Below are 26191 nucleotides of genomic sequence, written 5' to 3' on the forward strand. Positions count from 1 at the left end.
CCGCACCGGTAGCCTCGGGTTTGTGGTTGACCTGCGAGCTCTTCGAGAGGACCCCGAGCGGTTGCGCGCCTCGCAGCGCGCCCGCGGGGAGGACGAGACCGTCGTCGGCACGCTGCTCGACCTGGACGAGCGGCGGCGCGGCGCGCTGTCGGCGTTCGAGCGGCTGCGCGCCGAGCAGAAGAGTTTCGGCAAGTCGGTGTCGAAGGCGCAGGGGGACGAGCGGCAGCGGCTGCTGGCCCGCGCCAAGGAGCTGGCGCAGCAGGTCAAGGACGCCGAGGCCGAGGCCGACCGGCTCGGCGCCGAGCTGGACGCGCTGCTGAAGACCGTCCCGAACATCATCGAGGAGGGCGCCCCGCCCGGCGGCGAGGAGGACTTCGTCGTCCTGGAGCACGTCGGCGAGCCCCCGGCGTTCGACTTCGAGCCCAAGGACCACCTGGAGCTCGGCGAGAGCCTGGGCGCGATCGACATGGAGCGCGGCGCCAAGGTGTCCGGCGCGCGGTTCTACTTCCTGACCGGGGTCGGCGCGCGGCTGCAGCTCGCGCTGCTCAACCTGGCCATGGAGCAGGCGGTCGCCAACGGGTTCGTCCCGATGTACCCGCCGGTCCTGGTGAAGCCGGAGGCCATGGAGGGCACCGGGTTCCTCGGCGCGCACGCCGCCGAGGTCTACCAGCTGCCGCAGGACGATCTGTACCTGGTGGGCACCTCCGAGGTGCCGCTGGCCGCGTACCACATGAACGAGATCATCGACGGGCTGCCCCGGCGGTACGCGGGCTGGTCGTCCTGCTTCCGCCGGGAGGCGGGCTCGTACGGCAAGGACACCCGGGGCATCATCCGGGTGCACCAGTTCGACAAGGTCGAGATGTTCTCCTACTGCCGTCCGGAGGACGCCCACGCCGAGCACCTGCGGCTGCTGGAGTGGGAGAAGGAGATGCTCGCCAAGTGCGAGCTGCCGTACCGGGTGATCGACGTGGCGGCCGGCGACCTGGGGGCCAGCGCGGCCCGCAAGTACGACTGCGAGGCGTGGGTGCCGACGCAGCGGACCTACCGCGAGGTGACGTCGACGTCCAACTGCACCGACTTCCAGGCGCGGCGCCTGGCGGTGCGGTACCGGGACGAGGACGGCCGCAACCAGCCCGTCGCGACGCTGAACGGCACGCTGGCCACCACCCGGTGGATCGTGGCGATCCTGGAGAACCACCAGCAGGCCGACGGGTCGGTGCGCGTGCCCGAGGCGCTGCAGAAGTACCTCGGCCTGGAGGTGCTGGAGCCCGTCAAGCGCTGAGAAACGCTCGACGCGCCCGTCAAGGGCTGTACGCGGCGGGGCGCCTCCCGCTTCCACGCTGGAGGCGCCCCGCCGCGAGCTTTTTCAGCCGCCTTGTTCCATTCGCTTCTCGGCGATGCGCCGCCGCACCTCGTCCCACGTGATGGGCAGGTCCTCGACCGGCACGGTCCAGAACACGAACGTCGATTCGCGCATCACGGAGCGCTTGCGGCGCATGGCGGACCGGTGCGGTTCGGCCGCCGCGTAGGCGTCCAGGGCCGCCTTGTCGCGCCAGGCCGAGACCGTCCAGAACGTGCGCCGCAGCAGCTGTGCCTTCAGGCCGACGCCCCACGCTCCGGGCGACCGGCGGGCCTGGCGCCAGAGCGCCATCGACGCCAGCAGGAAGCCCGGCACGTGACGCAGCGAGCGGACTTCCAGTCGTGACGCCATGACCAGCGCCTCGGCCTCGGCGTCGGGGGACTCGGGTTCGGTCCACGGCAGGGTCGGCATGGTGCCTCCGTCAGGAGTGCGGACGGTCGGCGGGCCGTCCCACGGAATCTTGTCACTGGCAAGTCTGCGGCTCCGGCCGCGAACTTGTCAATGTCAAGATAGGCTGGTCGCAGAAGGGTCCATCCGCGGCGGGTCAGAGGGGTGAGGAAGATCAGCGAGTCGGCGTACCACCACGGCAACCTGCGCCGCGCCGTCATCGAGGCGGCCCTGCGGGCGATCGGCGAGTCCGGCCCGGCGGGCTGGAGCCTGCGCGAGCTGGCGCGGCGCGCCGGGGTCTCGCACGCGGCGCCCGCCCACCACTTCGGCGACAAGACCGGCCTGCTGACCGCCATCGCCGCCGAGGGCTACACCCTGTTCGCCGACGCCCTCGAACGCGCGGGCGACGACCTGCTCGACCTCGGCACGGCGTACGTGCGCTTCGCCGTCGACCACCGGCCGTACTTCGAGGTGATGTTCCGGCCCGAGCTCTACCGCGCCGACGACGCCGAGCTGCGCGCCGCCCGCGCCCGCGCCGGCCGGATCCTGCTGCGCGGCGCCCCCGGCGTGTCGTCCGGCCCGGCGGACGACCGCACGGCCGCGCTCGCCGCCTGGTCCATCGCCCACGGCTTCGCCGCCCTGTGGCTGAGCGGCATCCTCCCCGCCGATCTGGGCGACTCCCCGGAGTCGGCCGCCCGCCCCGTCCTGGCCCACCTGTCCGGCCTGCGGGGCTGACCCTGCACGGCGGGCTCGGCGACGGCGGGCGCCGGGGCGCGAGCCTGGCGAGGGTCACTGTCTGACACATCGCCTATGGTGTGTCCCAGCCGCGCCCGCCGTCGTCACACCACCCCCTCGAGTGCGCGACGGCCCGGGACGCGGCACGACGGGAAGGTGACATGTCTCAAACCACGCCGCGCCTGGTCGCCACCGACCTCGACGGGACGATCGTGCGTTCCGACGGCACCATCTCACCCCGCACCGTCGACGCCCTCGCCCGCGTGGAGCGCGCGGGGGCGCTGCTGGTCATGGTCACCGGACGGCCGCCGCGCTGGATGCGTCCAGTCGCCGAGGCCGTCGACCACCGGGGCGTGGCCATCTGCGCCAACGGGGCGGTGGTGTACGACCTGCACACCGAGACCGTGCTCAGCACCCGGATGATCACCCCCGAGGTGATCGCCGAGGCGGTGGAGCGGCTGCGCGCGGCGATCCCCGAGCTGCGGTTCGCCGTGGAGTACCCGCACGGGTTCGTGTTCGAGGCCCGCTACAACCTGGGCAGCTGGGACGCCGAGGCGCTGGGCGGGCGGCCGGTGGACGGCGAGGCGCTGGTCAGCCAGGGCGGCACCAAGCTGCTGGCGTTCCACCCCGACGCCGACCCCGACTCGCTGTCGGTCAAGGCGCGCGAGGCCGTGGGCGACCTGGTCACCGTCACGCACTCCTCGGGACGCGGCCTGCTGGAGATGAGCGCGCACGGCGTCACCAAGGCCAGCGCCCTGGCCGAGCTGTGCGCCGAGCACGGCATCCCGCCCGCCGACGTGGTGGCGTTCGGCGACATGCCGAACGACCTGCCGATGCTGACCTGGGCGGGCACCTCGTACGGGGTGGCCAACGCCCATCCCGTGGTGCTGGCGGCGGTCACGCACACCACGGCGGGCAACGACGACGACGGCGTCGCCCAGGTCCTCGAGAAGCTCTTCCCCGGAGTTCCGGACCTGCCGGCGCCGGCGGACGGGGCCCGCTGACTCGGACTGGGCCTTCCGGTGCTCCCCGCCGCGCGGCGCGGCGGGCGGCGCCCACAGCCCTACAGGTAGGGGCCGGACTGGCGGCGGCGCTGCTCCTCCTCGGCGGCCGGGGCCTGCGGCATCATCCCGGCGGGCAGGGCGCGGCGCATCTGCTCCAGCTGGGCCCGCGCCGCCATCTGCTGGGCGAACAGCGTGGTCTGGATGCCGTGGAACAGCCCCTCCAGCCAGCCGACCAGCTGGGCCTGGGCGATGCGCAGCTCGGACTCGCTCGGCACCGCGTCCTCGGTGAACGGCAGCGACAGCCGCTCCAGCTCCCCGATCAGCTCGGGCGCCAGGCCGTCCTCCAGTTCCTTGATGGACGACTGGTGGATCTCGCGGAGGCGGGCCCGGCTGGCCTCGTCCAGCGGCGCCGCCTTCACCTCCTCCAGCAGCTGCCGGATCATGCTGCCGATCCGCATGACCTTGGCGGGCTGCTCCACCATGTCGGTGACCGACTTCTCGTCACCGCCCTCGGGCTTGCCGCCCTCCACCGCGATGCCGTTCGGGCCGACCACCAGGACCTGCGGCTCCTGCTCGGCCCGGTCGCCGGACGGGTTCTGCGAAGACTCGTTCATGCTGTCTCCAGGGGTTCAGACGGTCAGGACAATCTTGCCGACGTGCACGCTGTCCTCCAGCAGCCGGTGGGCCCGCGCCGCGTCCGCCATGGGGACCGTCCGGTCCACCACCGGACGCACCGCGCCCGACTCCAGCAGGGGCCACACGTGCTCGCGCACCGCCGCGACGATCGCGGCCTTCTCCTCGGCCGGACGCGCCCGCAGCGACGTCGCGTGCACCAGCGCCCGCTTGCGCAGCAGCTCGTTCAGGTCCAGCTCGGCGCGGCGGCCGCCCTGCAACCCGATGATCATCAATCGGCCGCCGGTGGCCAGCGCCGACACGTTGCGCTCCAGATAGGCCGCGCCCATGTTGTCGAGGATCACGTCGAACGGGCCGTGCGCCGTGAAGTCGTCCTCGCGGTAGTTGATCGCCTCGTCGGCGCCCAGCTCGCGGCAGCGTTCGGCCTTCTGCGCGCTGCCCACCGTGCACAGCACCCGCGCCCCGCGCGCCCGCGCGAGCTGGATCGCCATGGTGCCGATGCCGCTGCCGCCGCCGTGCACCAGGAACGTCTCGCCCTCGCGCAGCTCCGCCAGCATGAAGACGTTCGACCACACCGTGCACGCGACCTCGGGCAGCCCCGCCGCCTCGACCAGGTCGACGCCGCGCGGCACCGGCAGCACGTGCGCCGCCGGGACCGCCACCCGTTCGGCGTATCCCCCGCCGCCGAGCAGCGCGCACACCTCGTCGCCGACCCGCCAGCCCGTCACGCCCTCGCCGAGCGCCGCCACACGGCCGGACACCTCCAGACCCGGATACGGGGGAGCGCCCTGCGGCGGCGGGTAGAAGCCGCGGCGCTGCATCACGTCCGCCCGGTTCACCGCACTGGCCGCCACGTCGATGAGCACCTCGCCCGGCCCTGCTTCCGGGTCGGGGACCCGCGTCCACTCCAGGACGTCGGCGTCCCCCGGTTCGCGGATGACGATGGCATGCATACCGATCACGCTACCGGCCCTTCGGCGCGCACATCCTCCGGTATCCGGACGGCCCGTCGGACGGCGGGAGTGGATCTTTTGCGGAGGCACATGGTAAAGGCGCACGGGTATTCTGCCGTGGGGTCATGCCAACCAGCTCCAAAGGGTCGTTCGAGGCGGGGTCGAGGGGAGAACCGGTGGCGAGGAACGAGCACGACGGACGGTCGCTGGAGGAGCGCCTGGCATCTCTGGACGCGATGAGCAGCCAGGGCGCCGAACCGTCTCCGCCCGATGAACCGGGGCCGGGCAAGCCCGACCCCGCCGAGTCGCCGCCCGCGGCGGCTCCGGCCTCGGACGACGCCGCGTCCCCGGCGTCCCCGGCCGAAGGCGCGTCCGCCGCGGAGGGCGCCCCGGCGGAAGGCGCGTCCGCGGAAGGCGCCCCTGTGGAAGGCGCCCCCGTGGGCGAAGGCACGGCCGCGGATGCGGAGGCGACGCGTCCGGCCCCGGAGGCTGACGCGTCCGAGAACGAGCCCCCGGTGAGCCCGCCGCAGCCCGAGCCGTGGCTGTCGGCTCCGCCGCCCTTCCAGGGCGCCCCGCCGGAGGGGCCGCAGCCTCCGGCCGACGCACAGCAGTCGAGCTTCCCGCCGTACGGGGACATGCCCATGCCTCAGTACGGGCCGCCCCAGCCGTTCGACGCGGGCCAGCAGCCGCCCCCGCCACCGCCGCCGCACCAGCCGCAGCCGTACGACGGCAGCCCGATGCCGCAGCCGTTCGACGGCGGCATGCTGCCTCCGCCGTACGCGGGCGTCTCCGGTTACGCACCGCCGTACGACGCGTCCCAGATGCCTCCCCCTCCGCTGCCGGATTTCCAGGGATCGACGCCGCCTCCGCCGGGTGAGCACCCCGGCCCGCAGCCGCCCCCGCCCGTCTCCGAAAACGGGCAGCCGACACCGCCTCCCTACCAGGCCGGGCCGCCTCCCTACGACCCGGCGTCGCCCCCCTACGACCCGACGCCGACCGTGTACGACCTGTCGCCGCCCCCGTACGAGCAGGCACCGCCCCCGTACGAGCAGGCGCCGGCCAACGAGCAGGCGGCGCCGCCTCTGGAGCAGCTGCCGCCGTACCCCGGCGACCAGCCCGGCCCCCCGCCCGGTGGCCCCGCCCCCCAGCAGGGGCTTCCGCCGCAGGGCGACCCCCAGGGCCCGCCCCCGGGAGTAGAAGGAGCGCCTGCCCAGCCGGGCCAGCCCATGCAGCCCGGCCAGCCCTACGAAGCCCAGCCCTACGAAGCCCAGCCCTACGAAGGGCAGCCGGGCGGGCCCGTCCAGCCGGGCGTCCAGGTGCCGTACGAGGGCCAGCAGGGGCAGCCCGTCCAGCCGCCGTACGGAGGCCAGCCATGGCAGCCGGGGCAGCCCTACGGCGCGCCTCAGCCTCCTGCTCCCATGCCGCCGTACGACCCCAACAGCAACCCGGTGCCCGGCTTCGACGCTCCGGCCGCCGGCTACCCCCCGGCGCCCGCGCCTCCGGCGGGGCCCGAGCAGCCCGTGCACCCGGGCCCGCAGGTTCCGCAGGCGCCCCAGGCTCCGCAGGGGCCGCCTCCCCCGCAGAGCGCCGAGAGCCTGAGCTCGGAGAACCTTCTCGGTGAGCGGCGCATCGCCCCCTCCGGCGGGTGGCGCCGCGCCGTCTACAAGGCCACCGGCGGCAGCATCCACCCCAGCGAGTCGCAGGCCGAGATGCGCCGCAAGGACCTCATCGCCCGTGCCCGCACCCCGGTGACCTCCGGCCACCACCGGGTCGCGGTCATGTCGCTGAAGGGCGGCGTGGGCAAGACGACCACGACCGTCGGGCTCGGCTCCATGCTGGCGTCGCTGCGCGGCGACCGGGTGATCGCGGTGGACGCCAACCCCGACCGCGGCACGCTGTCGGACAAGCTGCGGCTGGAGACCGCCGCCACCGTCCGCGACCTGCTGAACAACCGCGAGAACATCTACCGCTACGCCGACGTGCGCGGCTTCACCTCGCAGAACGCGGCCCGCCTGGAGGTGCTGGCCTCCGACCGCGACCCGGCCATCAGCGAGGCGTTCAGCGCCGAGGACTACGCGGCGGTCGCCGTGGTGCTGGAGCGGTTCTACTCGATCTGCATCACCGACTGCGGCACCGGCCTGCTGCACTCGGCCATGTCCGGGGTGCTCAGCCTGGCCGACCAGCTCGTCCTGGTCAGCTCCCCGTCGGTGGACGGCGCCCGCTCCGCCAGCGCCACCCTCGACTGGCTGGAGGCCCACGACCACGGCCACCTGGTCCGCGAGGGCGTGGTGGTGCTGTCGATGGTCCGCAACCGCACCCGCAGCCAGGTCGACCTGGACAAGCTGCAGGCCCACTTCGAGAGCCGCTGCCGCGGGGTCGTCCGCATCCCCTACGACGACCACCTGGAAGAGGGCGCCGAGGTCGACCTGGACCAGCTGGCCAGCCCGACCCGCGAGGCGTACCTGAACCTGGCCGCCATGGTCGGCGACGGCTTCGCCGTTCACCGCGAATAGCGCCAGCCCGGGCGCGCCCGGGCCGGGGAGGCCGCTCCGGCTCAGCGGCGCAGGTCGACGAGCGTCTTGATGGCCTCCCGCCGGTCCATGGCCGCGTAGCCCTCGGAGAGGTCGTCGAGCGCGACGACACGGTCGAAGATCGGCGAGGGGTCGATTCCGCCGGACAGCACGTCCGGCAGGAGCTGGGGGATGTACGCCCGTGCGGGGGCGACTCCCCCGGCGAGCGTGACGTTGCGGCGGAAGAACGTGCGGACGTCGACGCCGGTTCCGTCCTGGGGCACGCCGACGTAGCCGACGGCGCCGCCGGGACGGGCGGCGTCCAGAGCCGTCCGCAGGGCCGTGCCGGTGCCCACGCATTCCAGGACGGCGTGGTACCCGCGCCCGTCGGACAGCTCCAGCAGCCGGCGTGCCGCGGCGTCGCCCCGCGCCTCCAGCACCTCCGTGGCGCCGAACCGGCGGGCCAGTTCCAGACGATTCTCGTGGGCGCCCACGACGGTGATCCTTTCGGCGCCGAGGCGGGAGGCGGCCAGCACCGCGCACAGCCCGACGGCTCCGTCTCCGATGACCGCGACGGTCGCGCCCGGGCCGACCCGGGCAGCGCGGGCGGCGTGGTGGCCGGTGCACAGCACGTCCGCGAGCGCCAGAACCGGCACCAGACGGGGATCGCCGGGTTCGACCGGTACGGGGACGAGCGTGCCGTCTGCCAGGGGGACGCGCACCGCCTCCCCCTGGCCGCCGTCGAGCGCGCCTCCCCACGAGCCGCCGTCGGAGCAGGATGTGGGCAGCCCGGCACGGCAGAACTCACAGGTACCGTCGGACCATCTGAACGGCGCCAGCACCACCTCGCCGGGCCGGACCGCGGTCACGTCGGCCCCGACCTCCTCCACGACCCCGAGGAACTCGTGCCCCATCCGCACGCCGCGGTCGCTGGGCGCCATCTTCCGGTACATCCACAGGTCGCTGCCGCAGACGCCGGACAGAAGAACTCTGACCAGGGCGTCGGTCGGCGCCGTGATCCGCGCGTCGGGGACGTCGGCCACGCGCACGTCACCCGCTCCATACATGATCGCCGCTCGCATGGCGACGATGTTCTCAGGCGGGCGGCAGCGCGCGCCTCATCCCCTGGGCTTGATGACGCGGGTGCCGACGTAGGGTTCGAGAACCTCCGGCAGTTCCACCGACCCGTCCGGTCGCTGCCCGTGCTCGATGATCGCCGCCCACAGGCGCGGCGTCGCGATGGCCGAGCCGTTGAGCGTGTAGACCGGGGCCGTCCTGCCGCTCTCGGTGCGGTAGCGGATGTTGCCGCGACGCGCCTGGTAGTCGGTGAAGTTGCCGACCGAGGAGACCTCCAGCCAGCGCTCGACGCCGGGGGCGTACACCTCCAGGTCGAAGATCCGCGCCGAGGAGAAGGTCAGGTCGCCCGTGCACAGGTCGACGACCCGGTAGGGCAGGTCCAGCGTCCGCAGTGCCCGCTCGCAGTCGGCGAGCAGCGCCTCGAACTCCTGCTGGACTGTGTCCGGCGTGCAGATCCGCACCAGCTCCACCTTGTGGAACTCGTGGACCCGCTGGAATCCGCGGGTGTCCTTGCCGGCCGACCCCGCCTCGCGACGGAAGCAGGCGGTGTGGGTCATGTACCGCCGGGGAAGCTCGTCCGGGTTGAGGATCTCGTTCTGGTGCAACCCGGTCAGCGGCACCTCGCCGGTGGGGATGAGCCACAGGTCGTCGGGCTGGATGCTGTAGGCGTCCTCGGCGAACTTCGGCAGGTGCCCGGTGCCCACCATGAGGGGGCCGCGGACCAGGTGGGGGACCAGCACCTCGGTGTAGGTCTCCCGATGCAGATCGAGGCCGAACTGCACCAGGCCGCGCAGCAGCCGCGCCCCGTCCCCGTAGAGCAGGGCGAAGCCCGACCCGCTCAGCTTGGCCGCCCGCTCGGCGTCGAAGATGCCGAGGTCGCCGGCGATGTCCCAGTGCGGGCGGTACTCGCCGGTCTTGAACTGCTCGGCCGCCGGACCCTCGTAGCGCAGGACCACGTTGTCGGCCTCGTCGTGGCCGACCGGGGCCGCCGGGTCGGGGATGTTGGGCAGGCGGAGCATCAGGTCGCGGAACCGCTCGTCCGCCTTGCGGTAGGAGTTCTCCTGGTCGGAGATCTTTGCCTTGAGGTCTCCGAGCAGGCGGCGCTCCTCGTCGGCCGCCGGGTCGCCGCTGGCCTTCAACCGACCCACCTGCTTGGCGCGGCGGTTCATCTCCGCGCGGTTGCGCTCCAGCTCACTCAGCAGCGATCGACGCTCGACGAGGGCCTCGCGGGCCTCCCGCACCGAGTCCGCCGGAACACCCTTTCCGGCGAGTGCCGTGATCACGGCATCGGTGTCTTCAAGCAGTAGATTCGGGTCGATCATCTGCCCCTCCCAGGCTGTTGAGCGTGACGACTCTACTGAGAGTCGTCGGCCGCGGCCATCGACTTTGCGGTGTGCCGCGCGGCGGTGGCCTTCGCTCCGAAATCCGACACGGCGGCGGCCGGACGCGCGGGCGGCCGGCTGAGGCGGAAGCGTCACCGCGGGTGCCTGGCGTCCGTAGGACGGCGGCACGACGCAGGATCATTCCGCCATGTCAAGCCTACGGCGAGGGCGAGGGTGGACGGTCTGACCGGGTGGCCCGTGCCCCTCGGCGCACCGTTGCCGGCGACCGGCCGGCCACCGGTCCGGGCCCGGTCGGTTGAGCCACGCGACTTTGTCGGGCATGCGGCTTTGTCGGGCATCGGGAGGAAGCGGCGGAGAACGGGAGCGGGACCGGCGTTAGGCGTACGGCCTGTCGCTAGGCGTACGGCCTGAGGGTGATCCGGCCGGGTGGGAGGGGCGGGCAGCGCCCGCCGACGTCATGCGGAACCTGGTCGGCCACGGCTCGTCAGCGCCGGCCTGGAGCGCCGGCGGGACACCACCGGCCCAGAATGCGGGAGTAACGCGCTGACCTGCGGCGAATGGGAGTTTTCCTGGTGACCACTGACGACCCTGCCTCCCCGTTGTGCATGGCGACGCAAGCTCCTGGGAGCCTCGTGATTCTTATCATCGCGGACCGCGGTCCTGCAAGAGCCTCGCGGTGATCAAATCGTATTCGGTCACCTCTGGAACTTTCCAAAGGTTCGATCTACGGTGAGTTGACCTTGATCGTCCCAGTCGTCCGTAACGGAGGGCATGTAATGATCACATCCACCCCCACGAAAGCCGCGGACTCGACCAAGGTGAGCCCCACCTCGCTGTTGGCCGCGCTCCGTGAGACGGCGGCCAAGCGGGAGGCGGACCTGATCCGCTTCCGCACCTGCTGTGCCGACCCGCGCGCCAGCAAGTAAGCCAGGAGGGAACATCGAGCCGGGCGCCCGACCGGTGCGTTCGGGTGCCCGGTGCGATGATCGCGCTGTTCCCGATGTGATCGCACTCTTCCCGATGTGATCGCTGTTCCCGGTGTGATCGCACTGCTCTCGATGCGATCGCGCTGTTCCAACGTTCACTTGCCTTTCCAATAGCATTCTCTAACTCCGCGGAGACACGTGCCTACTCTGTCGCTGCTTGACCGCCGAGGCGGGTTGCACTCTCTGATCAGCCAGCCCGGAGACACCGTCGCGGCCGCGTTGCTGCGCAACGCAATCCCGCCCACCTCCACCGTCACGTATCGGGGGGACGACGAGATCGTCCCCGACCATCACGTACTGGACCCGGACAGCACCTATGTGGCCAGGCTGATCGAGGGGTACGACATCGTCGGTATCCGGCGGCTGTACCAGTCGCACGACAGCAGCGCCGCTTACGTGCACCGGCGTCTGGGGGTCGACCCCACGGGTGCGCTGCGCATGGAGACCACCCCACTCGACCTGGAGGGCGCGGAGGCCCACGTCGAGGGCGTCGTGCGGGACACCATCGCCGAGTTCGGTCTCCTGGAGACCGGCGACCAGGTCGTTCTCGGCCTGTCGGGCGGGGTGGACAGCGGGTCGCTGCTCATGCTGCTGGCCGCCTACCGTGACAGCGGGGCCGCGCCGGGCCTGAACATCCACGCGGCCACCTTCCAGGACTTCGACAGCAAGTGGTCCGAGACCTTCGACTTCGCCCGCGGGCTCGCCCAGCGGCACGGTGTCGACCACCATGTCATCGAGGCCGGATACGCCGAGAAGGTCTTCCACCTCAACCGGCCGATGGCGCAGATCCTCATGCATCTCATGGAGACCGAGGACGCGCACCTGGCGATGTACGCCGACCACCACTCGACGCGGCGGGTGCTGGAGGCCTACGGCGACGAGATGGGCGTGCAGAAGATCGCCCTCGGTCTCCACACGACCGATCTGCTCGCCGGGATGCTCAACTCCTTCACCACCGGATTCGACGTCGGCCCGATTCCCCGGCGCCAGGTGGGGCCCTACACCTACATCCTGCCGCTCGCGTTCACACCGAAGCGTGAACTGCACCTGTACTACACGCGGCGCACCGGGCACCGGCCCAAGCAGACCACGCCCAACCAATGGGAGTTCAACCCCAGCGACCGGAACTTCTACTACTACCTGGCCGACCAGATCCAGTGGTACTGGCCGGGAATCGAACACTGGATGTTCACGGCGCACGCGCGCAACGCGGTGGACATGGCGGCGCGCTACCGCGAATGCGAGAACTGCGGCGGCTCGGTCGTCCAGCAGCCCGCCGTCGAAGTGGAATGGTCAGGGCTGTGCGATGTCTGCCAGCTTCTGGACAAGCACGGATGGATCGCTCGCTCCTAGCGGACCGGAATCGGGAGTAAGGTTTCATGACGAGTACAGACGGCAAGCGAGTACCCCATCGCCGGCTACCGCTGATCGACAAGCGCGACCTCGAACCGCTGCGTCCGGAGGGGGTCCTCGACGGGCGCCAGATCTTCCAGATCAACGACCATGAGGCGCTCTTCTCCAACGAGGAACTGATCTCTCCGCTGCAGCCCTACGCCGGCGCCTGGCTGCCCAAGATCGCAGGTCGTACCGCCTATCCCATGCCGGATCGGGTCGGGGAGTACGGCACCTATTCCGAGTTCGTCAAGGCCCCCAAGTACATGGCGCAGTGGGTGCACTGGAAACGGCGTGCGGAACTGGTGCTCGAAGGCCGGTACCACGAGATCCCGGCGGCGCACTTCGAGGGCATCTTCACGCTGGTGTGCAACTTCAAGTGCCCGCACTGCACCCGGCGGGTCACCCGCACCCGATGGGTCGAGGGCGGCACCTGGGAGCACAACACCGAGGTCGAGAAGAAGAACACGATGCACCCGGAGGGGCTGCGCCGGGTGATCGACCAGATCGCCGAGCACCGCACCGACGAGCAGATGGGCATCGTGTGGGGCGGCGGCGATCCGACGGCCAACCCGTTCACCTACGACGGAATGCTCTACGCCCGGCGCAAGGGCATCACCGCGAGCTTCCTGACCAACGGCACGTTCCTCGAAGTCGACCGCTGCCTGGACGCCGACCCGATCCTCATCCGGATCAGCCTCAACTGCGGCACCGAGGAGGCGTACAGCAAGTTCCACGGTTACCCGCGGGACTGGGACTACTTCGAGCGGGTCAAGAAGAACATGCGGCTGCTCGCCAAGCGGAAGCTGGAGCGGGGCGCGCGCACCCTCGTCGGCATCTCCCTCATCACCGACGAGCGCAACATGGAGGACACCGTCGCCGCCGCCAAGGAGATCCGCGCGGTGGTGGACGAGGCGGGGCCCGGCATCGACTACGTCATCGCCCGCCCGGTGATGAACTACTCGCACTTCGACAAGGACTGGGCCAAGGTCCGCGAAGACACCAAGAAGCGCGCCCTCGACCTCGTCAGCGAGGGCGGTGAGGTCTGGCGGATCCTCAACGACCTGGGCATCCCGCTGATCCTGATCAAGGACTCCTACGACGAGGCGCCGGAGGAGACCGAATACGACGACACCCGGTGCCTGGCCTACGGGATGTACAGCGAGATCCGGCACAACGGCGACGTCCAGCTCTGCTCGGACTCCTACGGCAACCCCGAGTACACCATCGGCAACCTCTTCGAGAACACCCTCGACGAGATCTGGAACGGGGACCGCCGCCGCCAGGTGCTGGACACCATCAACGCCAAGGAGTGCTACAAGACCTTCTGCCCGCACAACTCCCGAGGGCACCACCACAACCGCGTCTTCCACCAGATCGAACGCCTGCGGCAGCAGGGGGAGATCGGGCGGGTGCGCAAGTGGATGGAGGACCTGCGCGAGGTCACCTACCCGCTCGGCCACTCGTTCTTCGTCTGATGAGCATACGGACCGGATGGCCGCTGCCCCACCGGGTGGCGGCCTACGGGGACGAGGAACAGTTCCGGCGGGCCCGCAAGGAGGCCGGCCAGTGGGTCTTCTGGGAAGACCGCGTGGAGCTGGTCCTGGCGGGGCAGTACGACGCGGTCAAGCCGCTGCACGTCGAACTGTCGCCGACCTACCTGTGCAACTTCTCCTGCCCCTGGTGCAGCTGCCGTAGCGCCCGGGAGGACTGGTCCGACACCGACGTCTTCAGCCATCCCCGCGCCACACCGCTGACCGTGATGCGGGAGAACAAGATCGATCACGTCCTGGACCATCTGGCGCCCGACCGGATCGGGATCATGTGGGTCGGCGGAGAGCCCACCATGAACCCCCTGCTGTATCCGGCGGCGCTGAAGGCCGACCGGCTCGGCCTGCCGCAGTGCCTGTTCACCAACGGCAGCCTGCTGAACCGGCGCCGCGTCGACGAGCTGTTCGACGCCAACCTGGTGTTCGTCCGGGTCAGCCTGAACGCCGTCAGCCCCGACGTCCACCAGCTGCACCACGACTACGACCCCCGGAAGGGCTACGCCGACCGGGTGCTGGACAACCTGCGCCGCCTGGCGGAGGTGCGCGCGCAACGCCGCTCGCCTACGCTCTTCGGCGTCTCCGTCGTGGTCGACGAACGCAACCTGCCGGATCTGGAGAACACCGCCGAACACCTGTGCCGGCTGGTGGACGAGTACGGAGACGGCTGCGTCGACTACGTCATCTTCCGGCCAGCCTTCCCCTTCTACACGGCCCAGCTCGTCATCAACGACGACACCGTGGAGAGGTTCCTGCGCGTGGTCGGCCCCGGCGCCCCGTGGCGCCGGCGCCTGGAGGACGCCGGAATCGACGTGGTCGTGCCCGACGACAGCGGTCCGGACGAGGCGGACCGGGCCGACGCCCCCGATGCCGGGCACGACGACTTCGGCTGCCTGGCCGCGGGCTGGTTCGGGGAGGTCACCCCGAACGGGGACATGGTCGTGTGCTCGGACCGTTACGGCAATCCCGACTACTTCATCGGCAACGTCGCCGAGCGCGGTGTCGGAGACATCTGGAACGGGCCGGAGCGGCGGGCCGTCCTCGACATGGTCCGGACCACGAACTGTTTCGCCCGGCAGTGCCCCAGCAACGGCCGGGGGTACTTCTTCAACCGGCTCTTCCGCGAGATCGAGCACTTCCGCAAGGAGGACCGCCTCCATGAGGTACGCGTGTGGATCGAGGAGCTGCGCACGGTCCTCCCACGTCCGACGCACAGTTTCTTCCTCTAGTGCGACAGACACCGCCCGGCACGCATCCGGGTGCATCCGACAGGGGTGACGATGACCGACGCAGCTCTCCGGCTGACCGAGCGCCATATCGACGACGAGGGAACGGCCAAATACCTCTGGACGCTCCATGACGGACGACGTGTCGAGACCGTCTTCTTCTCCCACCACGCGGGGCCGGGCCAGTGTCTTTCGACCCAGACCGGTTGCGCCATCGGCTGCACGTTCTGCGCCACGGCGCTCCAGCGCCCGGCGCGCAACCTGTCCGCCGACGAGATCGTGGCCCAGGCCGTCCAGGTCGACGAGGACTGCCGCGAACGCGGCCTGACGGTTCCGTGGCGTTTCGTCACGCTGTCCGGCATGGGCGAGCCGCTGCTCAACTACGACAACATGGTGGAGGCCGCGCGCCGGCTGTACGAGTGGACCGACATCGAGGTGGTCTCGTTGACGACCTCGGGCGTGGTGCCGCGCATCTACCAGCTGGCCGACGAGCCGACCTATCTCCAGTTGCACGTCTCGCTGCACGCGACCAGCGACGAGACCAGGCGCCAGCTCATTCCGACCACACGCAAATGGGGCATCGAGGAGATCCTCACGGCGGCACGGCACTTCGCGCGGACGCGGGGCCGCCGCGTCATCGCGAACTACCTGCTCTTCGAGTCGGTCAACGACCGGATCGACGACGCCCGGCGCCTGGTGGACCTGCTGGACCCCGAGCTGTTCGAGGTGCACCTGCTGCTGTGGAACGAGATCCCGGGATTCCCCTTCCGCCGCATCGACGACCACCGGGTCGACGAGTTTCGGGAACTGCTGGCCGACGCCGGGCTCATGGCCAAGCCCATGCCGAGCAAGGGCCGCGACATCCAGGCCGGATGCGGGCAGCTGCTGGCCGAACGATCGGCGTGAGTCGCGGTGCGCATGCCGCCGATCATTGACCTCACCGACCACCTTTCCGGCGCGGCGTCGCGGCGCCGGACCACCGCCCGCCGGGTGGCGGAGGCGTGTACCGAAACCGGGCTGTTCCTGCTGCGCGGCCACGGGCTCGATCCGGATCTGCTGCGCGACGTCCATGCCGTCGCCAGGGAGTTCTTCGACGCCCCGGAGGACTACAAACGCCGGTTCCACCTTCCGGGGTCTTCGCGCGGCTACACGCCGCTCGGCACGGAGAGCCTGGCGGCGACCGGCGGGGCGACGGCACCGGCAGACGTCAAGGAGGCGTTCGCGATCGGGACGGTGGACGTCCCGGAACGGTCCGCCGAGTACGCCGGCGCGGGGCTGCGCGCCGTCGAGTGGCCCGACCATCCGGCTCGGTTCACCGAGGCGCTGCTGGCCTACTACCGCGCCGCGCATGCGCTGGCCGGGCGGGTGATGGGGCTGCTCGCCGACGCCCTGGGCGTTCCGGAAGCCGCCTTCGCCGACAAGATGGACCGCAGCGCGGACTTCCTGCGGTTGATCAGCTATCCGGAGCAGGCCCGCCCGCCGGAGGCCGGGGCCATGCGGGCGGGAGCGCACACCGACTTCGGCGTGCTGACGATGATCGCCACCGACGACGCCCCCGGCGGGTTGCAGGTCCAGGCGCGGGACGGAGAGTGGATCGACGTGCCGGCCCCGCCCGGCACGCTCGTGGTCAACATCGGCGACCTGATGGCCTACTGGACCGACCAGCGGTGGCGGTCCGCCGTGCACCGGGTCGCCAATCCTCCGGCCGGCTCCGGGCGGGCGACACGCCGCCAGAGCATCGTGTTCTTCCACAATCCGAATCTGGACGCCGTCATCGAGCCACTCCGGCTCCGGGACGCACCGGGCGGACCGCGTCCGCGGCCCGTCACCGCCGGGGAATGGCTGACCCGGAAGAGCAGCCGGCAGCGGGCGCCGGCCGCGCCGGGCACGAGGGGCTGATGCGCGGCGGCTGGGCGGCACGCCGCCGCGCAGCGCGCCGCCCAGCGACAGGACCTTCCGCGACAGCCCCCGCAACAGGGCCGACAGCGAACAGCGAGCAGGAGGTTGACCATTCAGGGCGTACCCATGGCCACGGAACGCGCCGACGCGGTACTGCGATGGTCGCAGGACCTCGGGAACCTCACAGTGCGAGACGACGACTCCTTCGACGACAGGGCGTTGCTCGCCCCGGACGGCGCCCGCTCGGTCGCCGCCGCGCACGGACTGCCGCTCGACGCCATCGACGCGCTGGCCACGCAGATCCGCGTGCGCCTGCGCCGGCCGCCCTACTACACCGTGGTGCGCGGCGTCGGCTTCGGTTCCGGCGCCCTGCTGTTCGGCGTCCTGGCCGGGCGCATCGGCAGGCCGGCCCATCCCTACCCGAATCCGTACTACACGGTGACGCGCATTCTCCGGCCGCGGGAGTCGGCCCGGGCGCAGGGGTGGGGTGTCCTCACCGAATGGCTGCACACCGACAGCGCCAACTGGCCCACGCCGAACGACATCACGATGATGTTGTGCGTGGAACCCGACCAGTCGGGCGAGGGAGTGTCGCTGCTGCTCCCCCTGGACGACGCGGTGGAGGAGGTCGGGGACCGGCTCGGTATCGGCGCCGTCGACCGGCTGGGCGACGAGGTCCTGCCCTGGGCGGTCGACGAGGGCCTGGGCGGTGGCGAGCTGAGGGCGGTGCCGCTGACCCAGGACGGCATCCGCTGGCAGCCCTTCCGGGTCGCCCACGCGGTGGAACGGTACGGCAGCGACCTGCCCCATGGGGACACCATGGAGTTCCTCCGCATGGTGGACACCGTCATGCTGACCAGCACGCGGCTGCACCGGTTCCGCCTGGAGAGGGACGACCTGCTGATCGTCAACAACCGCCGCGTCCTGCACGCCCGCGAGGCCGTCGGCGATCCCGGCCGTTCCGGACGGCGGATCCGGCACTGCAAGGTGAACCTCACCGGGCCGCTCCGGGAAGACGGCGGCCCCGCGGAAGCCCGGGCGGCCGATGGGGACTAGCGCCACCATAGCCGCCAGTTTTCCGGCGGGTCCGCTGTCGCGGCCGCTGCGCCGGCTGTGCGACCGGCTCGGCCTGGACATCCGCTTCGACCAGCTCGCCGCCGGGCTCGTCCAGTTCCGGCGGCAGGCGGGGGCGCGCGGTCGCGACTGGGACATCGTCGTCCTGCGCGCGGTGGACTGGATGGACGCGGCGCCGGACGGCCGTGGCGCGCGGCGGGAGCGGTTCGCAGAGAACCTGTCCGGATTCCTCGCCGGCCTGGACGGTCCGGGAAGTCCCGCCGTCGGCTCGATCGTGTGCCTGTACCCCTCGCCGCCGGGCGCGTTCGCGGCGGCGGACGTGGCGCGGTGCGAGGCCGAGCTGGCCGACCGGCTGAGCGAGGTGGAACGCACGACGCTGATCACGTCGTCGCAGGTCGTCCCCCGGTACCGGGTCGGCGACGCGACCTGCCAGGAGCTGGACGGCGAACCCGTCTACGGCAACGAGCTGCACACCGCGTTCGCCGCCGAGATCGCCCGCGTCGTCCACGCCGCGGAGAGACGCCCGGTCAAGGTGATCGCCGTGGACGCCGACTACACGCTGTGGGAGGGCGCCTGCGCGGAGTCCGGCGAACGGGGGCTGCGGCTCGGCCCGGGGCGGGAGTCCTTCCAGCGCATGCTGCTGGAGCGCCGGCGCCAGGGCGTGCTGCTCTGCCTGTTCTCGCAGAACGCCCGCGAGGACGTGGTGCGGGCCTTCGACGAGCACGACTTCCCGTTGACACTCGACGACTTCGCGATAGTCGAGGCCGGGTGGGCTCCCAAGCCGACGATGCTGCGCCAGGCCGCGGCGGACCTGAACCTGGCGCCCGAATCGTTCGTCTTCGTTGACGACAATCCCGGTGAGTGCGTCCGGATGCGCACCGAGATGCCCGCCGTCCACACTCTTCGCTTCCCCCAGGACGACAAGGCCGTCGGCGCGTTCATGGAGCACGCGTGGCTGCTCGACCCGCCGGGCGCCGGCACGGTCGCCGTGGACCGCACCGAGCAGTACCGGGCCGAGGTCAGCCGCAGGCGCGCCCTGGAGCAGGCCGCCGACCGGGAACGGTTCCTGGCGGACCTGGACCTGCGGCTGTGCGTGCGGCAGGCGCTCCCCGAGGACGTCCCGCGGATCGTCCAGATGAGCGACCGGGTCACCCAGTTCAACACCTGCCCGTCCCGCAGGACGCCGGCCGCGGTGGCTCGCGACCTCGCCGACGACGGCCGCGTGTGCCTGGTCGTCGAGGTTGCGGACCGTTTCGGCGACTACGGCCTGACGGGCGTGCTGGAGTACTCCGTCACCCCCACCGCGCTGCACGTGTGGACCTGGCTGCTGAGCTGCCGCGTCCTGCACCGGGAAGTCGAGCACCGGCTGCTGCGGCAGCTGGCGGACAGGGCGGCGGCGAGCGGGGTGGACACGCTCGTGTTCGAGGTCAGGCGAACGGACCGGAACGGTCCCGCCCGGTCCTTCCTGACCCGCGCGGGCGCCGAGTGGGTCGAGGACGGTGACGACGGGGGCAGGGTGAGGCTGACCGTCGAAGCCGCCGCGTCACCACCGGCCTCCGCGCCGCCCGGCGACCCGCTGGAACTCCGCGAGCCGGAAGCCGGAGCGGAGGCCGTCCCGGACGCTCCGCTGCCGTCGGCCAACGTGTTCCTGGCGTGGCTGGCCGAGGAGTTCACCGGCGCGCGTGCCCTCTACGAGTCGTTGTTCCCCCGCCGGGAGGACGACGGCCGCCCGCGCACCCTCGGCCTGTGGTCCGCGATGCTCAAGCAGGCCTGGGAGGAGGTGCTGGGCGTCGAGGACGTGTGGCACCAGGACGACCTGTTCGGCGTCTGGGGGGCGACGTCGGTCGACGTGCTGAAGGTGTGTGCGCGGATCGGACAGCGGTGCGGGGTCACCCTCACGCTGGGCGAGATGCTGGCGCTGCCCACCGTGGCCCAGCAGGCGGAGAACTTCATGCAGAAGGCTCCGGCGCGCATCCCGGTCATCACACGGCTGCGCGGCGGCCACGGTGTTCCGCTGGTGTTCCTGCCTCCGGCCGGGGGGCTGGCCTACGGGTACCTGGAGCTCATCCGTGCTCTCGGCGACGAGCAGACGGTGCTGATCGCGCAGGCGCCCGAGCTGACCGGCGACGAAACGCTCCTGGATCTGGACGCGCTGGTCCGGGTGTACCGCCAGGAGATCCGGCGGCTGGCGGGCGGTGACCCGGTCGTGCTCGCCGGGTGGTCGTTCGGGGCGATCCTGGCGTACGAGACGGCCGTCGCCGTCGAGGGCGCGGGCGGCGCGATGGCGGGCCTCGTGCTGTTCGACCCGCCGCGACGGGAGCCGCCGAGAGCGGAGCCGGGCGGAGCGGAGCCGGGCGGAGGGGACCGGGAACCGGCCCCCGGAGCCGCGCTGGGCCGCTTCTTCGAGTTCCTCGACCCGCGGCGCACGGACGCCGTGTCGCTGGTGGCGCTGGACCGCGAGATCTTCCCCGGTGCCGAGCCGCTGGACGCCGCGGTCGGCCGCGAGGCCGTGTGGCGGGCACTGCTCGCCCGCCTGCTCGCCGACGCCGACGAGCACCAGCGCAACCGGCTGCTGATCCCGGAGCTGGCGCCGCTGGACGTCCTGCGCGGCGCATGCGTGTGGAAGAAGAATCAGGAGCTGGCCCGCGCGTACCGGCCGACGCCGGGGGGCCATCGCGGCCGCTCCTACGTCTTCGCCGTCGCCGACGGCGCCCTCGACGGCGGCCCCGACCACGTGCTCGCCGGAGTCCTCGGCGAGCGGACCGAGACCAGGCCCTACCCGATCCGCCCGGTGGCCGGGCTGCGAGCCCATTCCGCCATGATGGAGAAGGAGAACGTCGCCTTGTTCGCTCCCGACGTGTCCCGCCTGATGGCCGAGCTGCGCAGTGAGCACTCCCGCCCGGGGAGGTGAGCGCCGCCGGGGCACCGCGAGCCCGCCCGTCAGGCCGGCCGCCGCCATGACTCCGCCGACGACGCGACTGGCCGTCGACGGCGGCGAGCCGGTGCGCACGCGGGCGTTCCCGCCGAGACGGGTGTTCGGCCCGGAGGAACGGTCGGCCGTGGACGCCTTCTTCGCCCGGGTCATCGACACCGGTGACGACTTCCGGTACGGCGGTGACGCGCAGCGCGCCTACGAGGCGGAGTTCGCGCGCTACCACGGAGGCGGTCACGCGCTGCTGGTGAGTTCGGGGACCGCGGCGCTCTACGTGGCGCTGGGCGCACTGGATCCGCGGCGTCCCGGCGAGGTGGTGGTCCCGGCCATCACCGACGCCGGCGGCGTCATGCCGGTGCCGCTGCTGGGGCTGGTCCCGGTCGTGGCCGACACGGAACCCGGGTCGTTCAACGTCGGCGCGCCCCAGATCGAGCGCCGCCTCTCCGAGTGGACCCGGGCGATCGTGGTGACCCACGTCGGCGGCGAGCCGGTGGACATGGCACCGGTGCTGGCCCTGGCGCGCCGCCACGGGCTGCCGGTCGTCGAGGACTGCTCCCAGGCGCACGGAGCCGAGTACCGGGGCCGCCCCGTCGGCACCTTCGGCGACGTCGCCGTGTACTCGACCATGACGAACAAGCACCACAGCACGGGTGGGCAGGGCGGCGTCGTCCACACCCGCGACCCGGCACTGTACGAGCGGATCCGCCGGTTCTCCGATCGCGGGAAGGCGGCCGGCGCGGACGCGATCCACAACGTCCAGGCGGCGCTGAACTTCAACGGCAACGACCTCGCCGCGGTCATCGGCCGCGTGCAGCTTGCCAAGCTCCCGGGTGTCCTGACCGCCAGACGCGACCTCGTGACGCGGCTGCGCGAGGGGCTGCGCGACCTGGACGCCACCGGTGTCCCCCCGGTGGGGGCCGGTTGCCGTCCCGCCTACTGGTTCGTCCGCATCAGGCTCGACCTCGCCCGTATGGGGGTGAGCATGACCGAGTACCTGCGGGCCCTGCGCGCCGAAGGGATTCCGTGCGGTGTGTGGGCCGACATCCCGGCAGCGGAACCGTGGTACGAGCGCCAGGTCCGCGCGGCCGAGCCCGGGGCGTGGCCGCTGGGCGCGGCGGACCGTCCGCGGCGCCCAGCGGGCAGGGCCTCCTGGCCGAACGCCGAGGAGGCGGCGGGACGGCACGTCACGCTGTTCGTGCACGAGCGGTGGACCTCCCGCGAGATCGACGACGCCTGCGCCGCCCTGACCAAGCTGGAGCGCGCCTTCCTGGCCCGGCCGGGAAGCCCGAGAGGACCACGACGGTGAACATCGACGAACGCGACTGGACCGCGCTGACCGTGGGCGAGCGCGTCCGGAACCTGGAACTCGAAGGCTACGTCGTGGTTCCGGGGCACCTCGGCGACTCCCTGCTGCGACGCCTGCGGGAGGCCGCGGAGCACATCCCGCTGCGCCGGTCCGACTACACCGACACGCAGTGGTACGCCCACGACCTCCAGTGGCGAGCCGACCCCGCCGTCCTGGAGATGGCGACGTCCGCCCGGACCCTGGACTTCCTGGGCGAACTGTTCGCCGACGACGTGGTGTGCCTCGGTGTGAGCTGTTCGCGGTCGGAGCCGGGCTATCCCGGCATGGCATTGCACACCGACAGCCATCCCTACGGTTCGAACCTGCACGGCGCTCGCGGAACGTCGCCCGTGCTCGTGCGGGTGCTGTGCTACCTCGACGACCTCACGCCCGGCCGGGCGCCGCTGCGGGTGGTGCCGTACTCGCACCTCAGCATGCACCGGGACGCCATGCCCTACCGGCGGTACCGGGAGCATCCGGAGGAGGTGATCGTCACCTGCCGGGCGGGCGACGCCATCGTCATCAGCCACCGGATGTTCCACGGTGTGGGCCCCAACCGCACCGGCACGGCCCGGAGGGCGTTCGCCGCCTCCTACCGACCGGCGTGGGCCCGGCCCGCACAGCCCCTTCCGGAGCACTCGAAGGAGCAGATCGAGCGGGTCGGGCCGGTCGCGCGTGGGATGTTCGAGGACCCGAACCGCGGCCTCTCCGACACGCACATCGTCAACTGGTCCGACGATCTTCCCGTGGCGGGTCCCGGACTGGGACCAGGGCGCTGGCTGCGCCCCCGCAACGGCAGCCCTCGCCCCCGCACCAGCTGATCAGACGTCCGCCAGCCCCATTCGCCGGAGGAACAACGCCGATGAACCCGGTGCCCAGTGAGCACTTGCTCGAAATACCCCCGCCCCAGGCCCGGTCGCTCGCCGCCGCCGCGCCCGGCCTGAACGTGACGGACGCCGTGCTCCGCGATCGGGAGCACCAGCGGCAGACGGCCGCGCGGATGAGCGAGCTGGCCGGGGCCGCCTTCGACGACCTCGTCGCGGAGGCGAACCGGCGCGTCTCGCGTTCGGGTTTCCTGATCCTGCGCGGGCTGTCGCCCGAGTACGCCAGCGAACTGCTGGTCTGCGTCAGCGCCACGTTCGGCGAACTCGTCGAGCCCTACCGGCAGCCGTGGACCAGGGTCGTGCGGCACATCCTGCCGAGGACCGACCGCGCCGTCGACGGCCATGTGCTCAACGAGTTCCTGCACACCGACGGGACCGACTGGAGCCGGCCCAACGACTACACGTGCCTGTTCTGCGTGCGGCCCGACCAGAACGGGGAGGGCCGCTCACGCCTGCTCCCGCTGACGGCGCTGCTCGACTCCCCGCCGGGACGGCTGCGGCGGATCACCGAGCAGATCGTCGGCCTGCAGCTGCCCTGGCGCGTCGCCGACGAACTCGGCGGTGGCCTGCACTGGGCGCCCGCGATCACCGATGGCGGGCAGGAGATCCGCTGGCTGCGGCACGCCGTCTCGCAGGCCGTCGCCGAAGGGACCACCGACCTGGGCCCCGCGACGGAGAAACTGCTGGCCGAGTTCGAGACCGAACTCGAAGGCTGCCCCGGCGTGGTGGACACCATGCTGGAGCCGGGTGACCTGCTCATCATCGACAACAAGCACTGCCTGCACGCGCGGACCCCGATCAGCGACCTCGCGACGTCGGACCGCGAGCTGCTACGGACCAAGGTGGCGGGAGGCGAGAGCCCCCGCCCGGCGGACGGGTCATGAGCCCGCCCGCGGCGGGCGCCGGCGCCGGACCCGCCGGTGAGCCGTTTCCCGCCGCCGTCCGGACGCCCCTCTCCGAACCGACCGCGGCGCGGGTGACCTCCCTGTGGCGGGAACTGGGCCTGGACGACGCGACCCTGCATGACGAGGACGTGCAGCGCGGCCTGCGCGACGTCCTCGCGGACCGGGCGGGCGAGGAATGGCGGCGAGTGTGCGCGCGGGTGCGGCGGCTGCTCGACACCCCTCCGCACCTCGCGCTGGTCAGCGTGGCCGGGCCGCCGTCACCGCCGGTCCTCGCCGCGCTGTCGGTGTGCCTCGGCCGGCTGGAAGATCCGTATCGCCGGTCGTGGTCCCGCCTCATGCAGGAGATCGTCTTCGACTCCGGCTTCGACGACAACATCGCCTGGCACGTCGACAGTCCCGGCTGGCCGCGGACCAACGAACTGACCGGCCTGCTCTGCGTGACACCCGCCGGCACCGGCGGACGGACCGAGATTCTGCCGTGGACGGCGATCGCCCGGGAACTGGAGTCCGCCCCGGAACTGCGCGCGGAACTGGCCACCCGGAAGATCCCCTGGGTCCTCGACGAGGCGCTCGGGTCGCAGGTCGTGCACCAGCCCGTCATCGGCGCCGAGGGCATCCGGTTCATGCGCAGCTCACTGGAGCGCGCCGCGACGGCACATCCCCGGGACGCGCACTGGATCACGTCGCTGTGCCGACTGTTCACGGAGGTCGCCGACCGCGCCCGGCCCTACCTGTCACACCGTCTCGAACAGGGGGAGATCCTGGTGTTCGACAACCGCCGCTGCCTGCACCGCCGCGGACCGGTGCGCGCGGGCGACGGCGCGGACCGGCTGCTGATCCGCACGCGGATCGGTCGCCTCGCATGGCGGCGGGACGTCGGCGCCCCGTTCGCGGACGACCCGGGCGAGCGGAGGCACCGGTCCGCCGGGTCGCGTCCGCCGGCAGGCCGGGAGGAATGATGGCCCCGCCGACCGAGACCCACCACGTCGTCGTGTCCCGCAGCGTCCATCCGTGGTTCCGGTACTTCTGCAGCGCCCCGCCGCGGAACGTGCACTACGTCAGCGACCGCGCGGCCGATCGGGACCGCCTGGAGGCGGAGCTGAGGCGAACCCGCGCGGAGACGGTGGTCTTCCACTCCAGCCATGTCTCCCTGCCACGGGACATTGACGTCGCGGCGGCACTTCGCCGCCAGGGGACGCGGGTCGTCGCCCAGAACCCGGGATGCGCCGAACTCGGGCTGGACAAGGTCGCGACGAGAAGGTTCCTGCGCGACCTCTCGATCCCCGTGCCACCGGACCCTCCGGCGCGATCGCACGCCGAGCCGACCGGACGATGGGTGATCAAGCGCCGGTACGGGACCGAGGGCGACGGGATGCGGCTCGTGGACGGCCCCGGGCTGGCCGGGATGGGGGCCGGCGAGTACGCCGAACGCTTCGTCGACGGCCGGGAGTTCTCGGTGCTCGCCTGCGCGGACGGCGCCCGCGTGGTGACCCTGCCCATCGTCGACAAGGGCCGTTCGCGTCCCGACCTGCTGCCCCCGTTCCGGCGGCCGCGCGTGTGCCCCGCACCGGACCTGGAGCCCCGTCTCCAGGCCAGGATGCTGGAGATCACCGAAGCCATCGTCGCGGCGGCCGCCTGCGCGGGCTGGATCGAGGTGGAGTTCGTGCTCGGCGGTGCCGGTGAACCGCTCGTCCTGGAGATCAACCCCCGGTTGGCCGGCACGGTGCGCGTCAGCGCGATGGCCGCCGGCGTCCGCGTCTTCGATCTGCCGGTGGATCCCGACGCCCGCGGCCATCTGGCGGCCCGGTCGCTGGCGGTGGAGGTGCCCTGGACCGGCCCCCCGGTGCTCGACCCGCAGCGGCACACCTTCGCCACCAGCCGCCTGACGGTGAGCGGTGCGGACCGGCGGGAGATCGCCGAAAGACTCGCCGTCCTCGGCCTCGGTCTGGGCGCCGGGGCCGACGGGCACCCGGAGATCATCCGCGCGTGACCGGCCGCG

The 26191-nt window shown here is 72.0% G+C and carries 22 protein-coding genes; 17 read left to right on the forward strand and 5 right to left on the reverse strand.

The annotated features are described in order from the left end of the window. Nucleotides 1-22: 22 nt before the first annotated feature. Complete coding sequence (gene serS, locus ABZ801_RS01770; protein ID WP_360691412.1) at nt 23-1282, forward strand: serine--tRNA ligase; 1260 nt, start codon at nt 23-25, stop codon at nt 1280-1282. 84 nt (nt 1283-1366) lie between these two features. Here the strand turns inward: serS (ABZ801_RS01770) and ABZ801_RS01775 are convergent, their stop codons facing one another. Further along, on the reverse strand, nt 1367-1771 hold the full coding sequence (locus ABZ801_RS01775; RefSeq protein WP_360691415.1) for a DUF3291 domain-containing protein: 405 nt from the start codon (nt 1769-1771) through the stop codon (nt 1367-1369). Nucleotides 1772-1912: 141 nt separating this feature from the next. Between ABZ801_RS01775 and ABZ801_RS01780 the strand changes: the two genes are divergently transcribed. Continuing rightward, entirely contained in the window at nt 1913-2482 is a 570-nt protein-coding gene (locus ABZ801_RS01780) for a TetR/AcrR family transcriptional regulator (protein ID WP_360691418.1), read from the forward strand. Nucleotides 2483-2643: 161 nt separating this feature from the next. Next, entirely contained in the window at nt 2644-3486 is an 843-nt protein-coding gene (locus ABZ801_RS01785) for an HAD family hydrolase (protein WP_360691421.1), read from the forward strand. A 59-nt stretch (nt 3487-3545) separates the two neighbouring features. On the opposite strand, the gene ABZ801_RS01790 is transcribed toward ABZ801_RS01785, so the two are convergent. Next, a complete protein-coding gene (locus tag ABZ801_RS01790) occupies nt 3546-4100 on the reverse strand; it encodes a bacterial proteasome activator family protein (protein WP_344941835.1) in 555 nt (184 codons plus the stop codon). 15 nt (nt 4101-4115) lie between these two features. Then, entirely contained in the window at nt 4116-5072 is a 957-nt protein-coding gene (locus ABZ801_RS01795) for an NAD(P)H-quinone oxidoreductase (RefSeq protein WP_344941838.1), read from the reverse strand. 176 nt (nt 5073-5248) lie between these two features. Between ABZ801_RS01795 and ABZ801_RS01800 the strand changes: the two genes are divergently transcribed. Beyond that, entirely contained in the window at nt 5249-7585 is a 2337-nt protein-coding gene (locus ABZ801_RS01800; protein WP_360691425.1) for an AAA family ATPase, read from the forward strand. 41 nt (nt 7586-7626) lie between these two features. Here the strand turns inward: ABZ801_RS01800 and ABZ801_RS01805 are convergent, their stop codons facing one another. After that, a complete protein-coding gene (locus ABZ801_RS01805; protein WP_360691428.1) occupies nt 7627-8664 on the reverse strand; it encodes an alcohol dehydrogenase catalytic domain-containing protein in 1038 nt (345 codons plus the stop codon). Nucleotides 8665-8700: 36 nt separating this feature from the next. Continuing rightward, nucleotides 8701-9981, reverse strand: a complete 1281-nt coding sequence (gene serS, locus ABZ801_RS01810; RefSeq protein ID WP_360691431.1) for a serine--tRNA ligase — start codon at nt 9979-9981, stop codon at nt 8701-8703. 797 nt (nt 9982-10778) lie between these two features. On the opposite strand from serS (ABZ801_RS01810), the gene ABZ801_RS01815 reads away from it, so the two are divergent. The 13 genes from ABZ801_RS01815 (at nt 10779) to ABZ801_RS01875 (ending at nt 26182) form a co-directional block, all read left to right on the forward strand. Then, a complete protein-coding gene (locus ABZ801_RS01815) occupies nt 10779-10928 on the forward strand; it encodes a hypothetical protein (protein ID WP_360691434.1) in 150 nt (49 codons plus the stop codon). 279 nt (nt 10929-11207) lie between these two features. Then, complete coding sequence (locus tag ABZ801_RS01820) at nt 11208-12341, forward strand: asparagine synthase-related protein (protein WP_360691436.1); 1134 nt, start codon at nt 11208-11210, stop codon at nt 12339-12341. A gap of 26 nt (nt 12342-12367) precedes the next feature. Further along, entirely contained in the window at nt 12368-13858 is a 1491-nt protein-coding gene (locus ABZ801_RS01825) for a radical SAM protein (protein ID WP_360691439.1), read from the forward strand. Continuing rightward, on the forward strand, nt 13858-15156 hold the full coding sequence (locus tag ABZ801_RS01830; protein WP_360691442.1) for a radical SAM protein: 1299 nt from the start codon (nt 13858-13860) through the stop codon (nt 15154-15156). Before ABZ801_RS01825 ends, ABZ801_RS01830 begins: the two co-directional genes overlap by 1 nt. Before the next feature lie 51 nt (nt 15157-15207). Further along, the gene (locus ABZ801_RS01835; RefSeq protein ID WP_360691445.1) at nt 15208-16059 is read left to right on the forward strand and encodes a radical SAM protein; all 852 of its coding nucleotides are present in this window, start codon (nt 15208-15210) and stop codon (nt 16057-16059) included. Nucleotides 16060-16071: 12 nt separating this feature from the next. Continuing rightward, entirely contained in the window at nt 16072-17052 is a 981-nt protein-coding gene (locus tag ABZ801_RS01840) for a 2-oxoglutarate and iron-dependent oxygenase domain-containing protein (protein ID WP_360691448.1), read from the forward strand. Between the two features lie 126 nt (nt 17053-17178). Beyond that, nucleotides 17179-18108 carry a TauD/TfdA family dioxygenase gene (locus ABZ801_RS01845; RefSeq protein ID WP_360691451.1) on the forward strand — a complete coding sequence of 310 codons (930 nt, stop codon included), beginning with the start codon at nt 17179-17181 and terminating at the stop codon, nt 18106-18108. After that, nucleotides 18098-21037 (forward strand): HAD-IIIC family phosphatase, encoded by a 2940-nt coding sequence (locus ABZ801_RS01850; protein WP_360691453.1) that lies wholly within the window; start codon nt 18098-18100, stop codon nt 21035-21037. Before ABZ801_RS01845 ends, ABZ801_RS01850 begins: the two co-directional genes overlap by 11 nt. Nucleotides 21038-21083: 46 nt before the next feature. Further along, nucleotides 21084-22364, forward strand: coding sequence for a DegT/DnrJ/EryC1/StrS family aminotransferase (locus ABZ801_RS01855; protein ID WP_360691457.1), 1281 nt, complete (start codon nt 21084-21086; stop codon nt 22362-22364). After that, complete coding sequence (locus ABZ801_RS01860; protein ID WP_360691460.1) at nt 22361-23224, forward strand: phytanoyl-CoA dioxygenase family protein; 864 nt, start codon at nt 22361-22363, stop codon at nt 23222-23224. The genes ABZ801_RS01855 and ABZ801_RS01860 overlap by 4 nt, the downstream gene beginning before the upstream one ends. 65 nt (nt 23225-23289) lie before the next feature. Next, nucleotides 23290-24171 (forward strand): TauD/TfdA family dioxygenase, encoded by an 882-nt coding sequence (locus tag ABZ801_RS01865; RefSeq protein ID WP_360691462.1) that lies wholly within the window; start codon nt 23290-23292, stop codon nt 24169-24171. Further along, complete coding sequence (locus ABZ801_RS01870) at nt 24168-25151, forward strand: TauD/TfdA family dioxygenase (protein ID WP_360691465.1); 984 nt, start codon at nt 24168-24170, stop codon at nt 25149-25151. Before ABZ801_RS01865 ends, ABZ801_RS01870 begins: the two co-directional genes overlap by 4 nt. Then, nucleotides 25151-26182 (forward strand): ATP-grasp domain-containing protein, encoded by a 1032-nt coding sequence (locus ABZ801_RS01875; RefSeq protein WP_360691468.1) that lies wholly within the window; start codon nt 25151-25153, stop codon nt 26180-26182. Before ABZ801_RS01870 ends, ABZ801_RS01875 begins: the two co-directional genes overlap by 1 nt. Nucleotides 26183-26191: the final 9 nt, after the last annotated feature.

The organism is Actinomadura sp. NPDC047616 (assembly GCF_040642915.1).
GTDB lineage: Bacteria > Actinomycetota > Actinomycetes > Streptosporangiales > Streptosporangiaceae > Spirillospora > Spirillospora miaoliensis.

Coding starts and splice junctions, on each gene's coding strand:
- ABZ801_RS01775 (WP_360691415.1), bottom strand. CDS start 1,771: ATGCCGACCCTGCCGTGGACCGAACCCGAGTCCCCCGACGCCGAGGCC.
- ABZ801_RS01785 (WP_360691421.1), top strand. CDS start 2,644: ATGTCTCAAACCACGCCGCGCCTGGTCGCCACCGACCTCGACGGGACG.
- ABZ801_RS01790 (WP_344941835.1), bottom strand. CDS start 4,100: ATGAACGAGTCTTCGCAGAACCCGTCCGGCGACCGGGCCGAGCAGGAG.
- ABZ801_RS01795 (WP_344941838.1), bottom strand. CDS start 5,072: ATGCATGCCATCGTCATCCGCGAACCGGGGGACGCCGACGTCCTGGAG.
- ABZ801_RS01805 (WP_360691428.1), bottom strand. CDS start 8,664: ATGCGAGCGGCGATCATGTATGGAGCGGGTGACGTGCGCGTGGCCGAC.
- serS (WP_360691431.1), bottom strand. CDS start 9,981: ATGATCGACCCGAATCTACTGCTTGAAGACACCGATGCCGTGATCACG.
- ABZ801_RS01815 (WP_360691434.1), top strand. CDS start 10,779: ATGATCACATCCACCCCCACGAAAGCCGCGGACTCGACCAAGGTGAGC.
- ABZ801_RS01825 (WP_360691439.1), top strand. CDS start 12,368: ATGACGAGTACAGACGGCAAGCGAGTACCCCATCGCCGGCTACCGCTG.
- ABZ801_RS01830 (WP_360691442.1), top strand. CDS start 13,858: ATGAGCATACGGACCGGATGGCCGCTGCCCCACCGGGTGGCGGCCTAC.
- ABZ801_RS01835 (WP_360691445.1), top strand. CDS start 15,208: ATGACCGACGCAGCTCTCCGGCTGACCGAGCGCCATATCGACGACGAG.
- ABZ801_RS01840 (WP_360691448.1), top strand. CDS start 16,072: ATGCCGCCGATCATTGACCTCACCGACCACCTTTCCGGCGCGGCGTCG.
- ABZ801_RS01845 (WP_360691451.1), top strand. CDS start 17,179: ATGGCCACGGAACGCGCCGACGCGGTACTGCGATGGTCGCAGGACCTC.
- ABZ801_RS01850 (WP_360691453.1), top strand. CDS start 18,098: ATGGGGACTAGCGCCACCATAGCCGCCAGTTTTCCGGCGGGTCCGCTG.
- ABZ801_RS01855 (WP_360691457.1), top strand. CDS start 21,084: ATGACTCCGCCGACGACGCGACTGGCCGTCGACGGCGGCGAGCCGGTG.
- ABZ801_RS01870 (WP_360691465.1), top strand. CDS start 24,168: ATGAGCCCGCCCGCGGCGGGCGCCGGCGCCGGACCCGCCGGTGAGCCG.
- ABZ801_RS01875 (WP_360691468.1), top strand. CDS start 25,151: ATGGCCCCGCCGACCGAGACCCACCACGTCGTCGTGTCCCGCAGCGTC.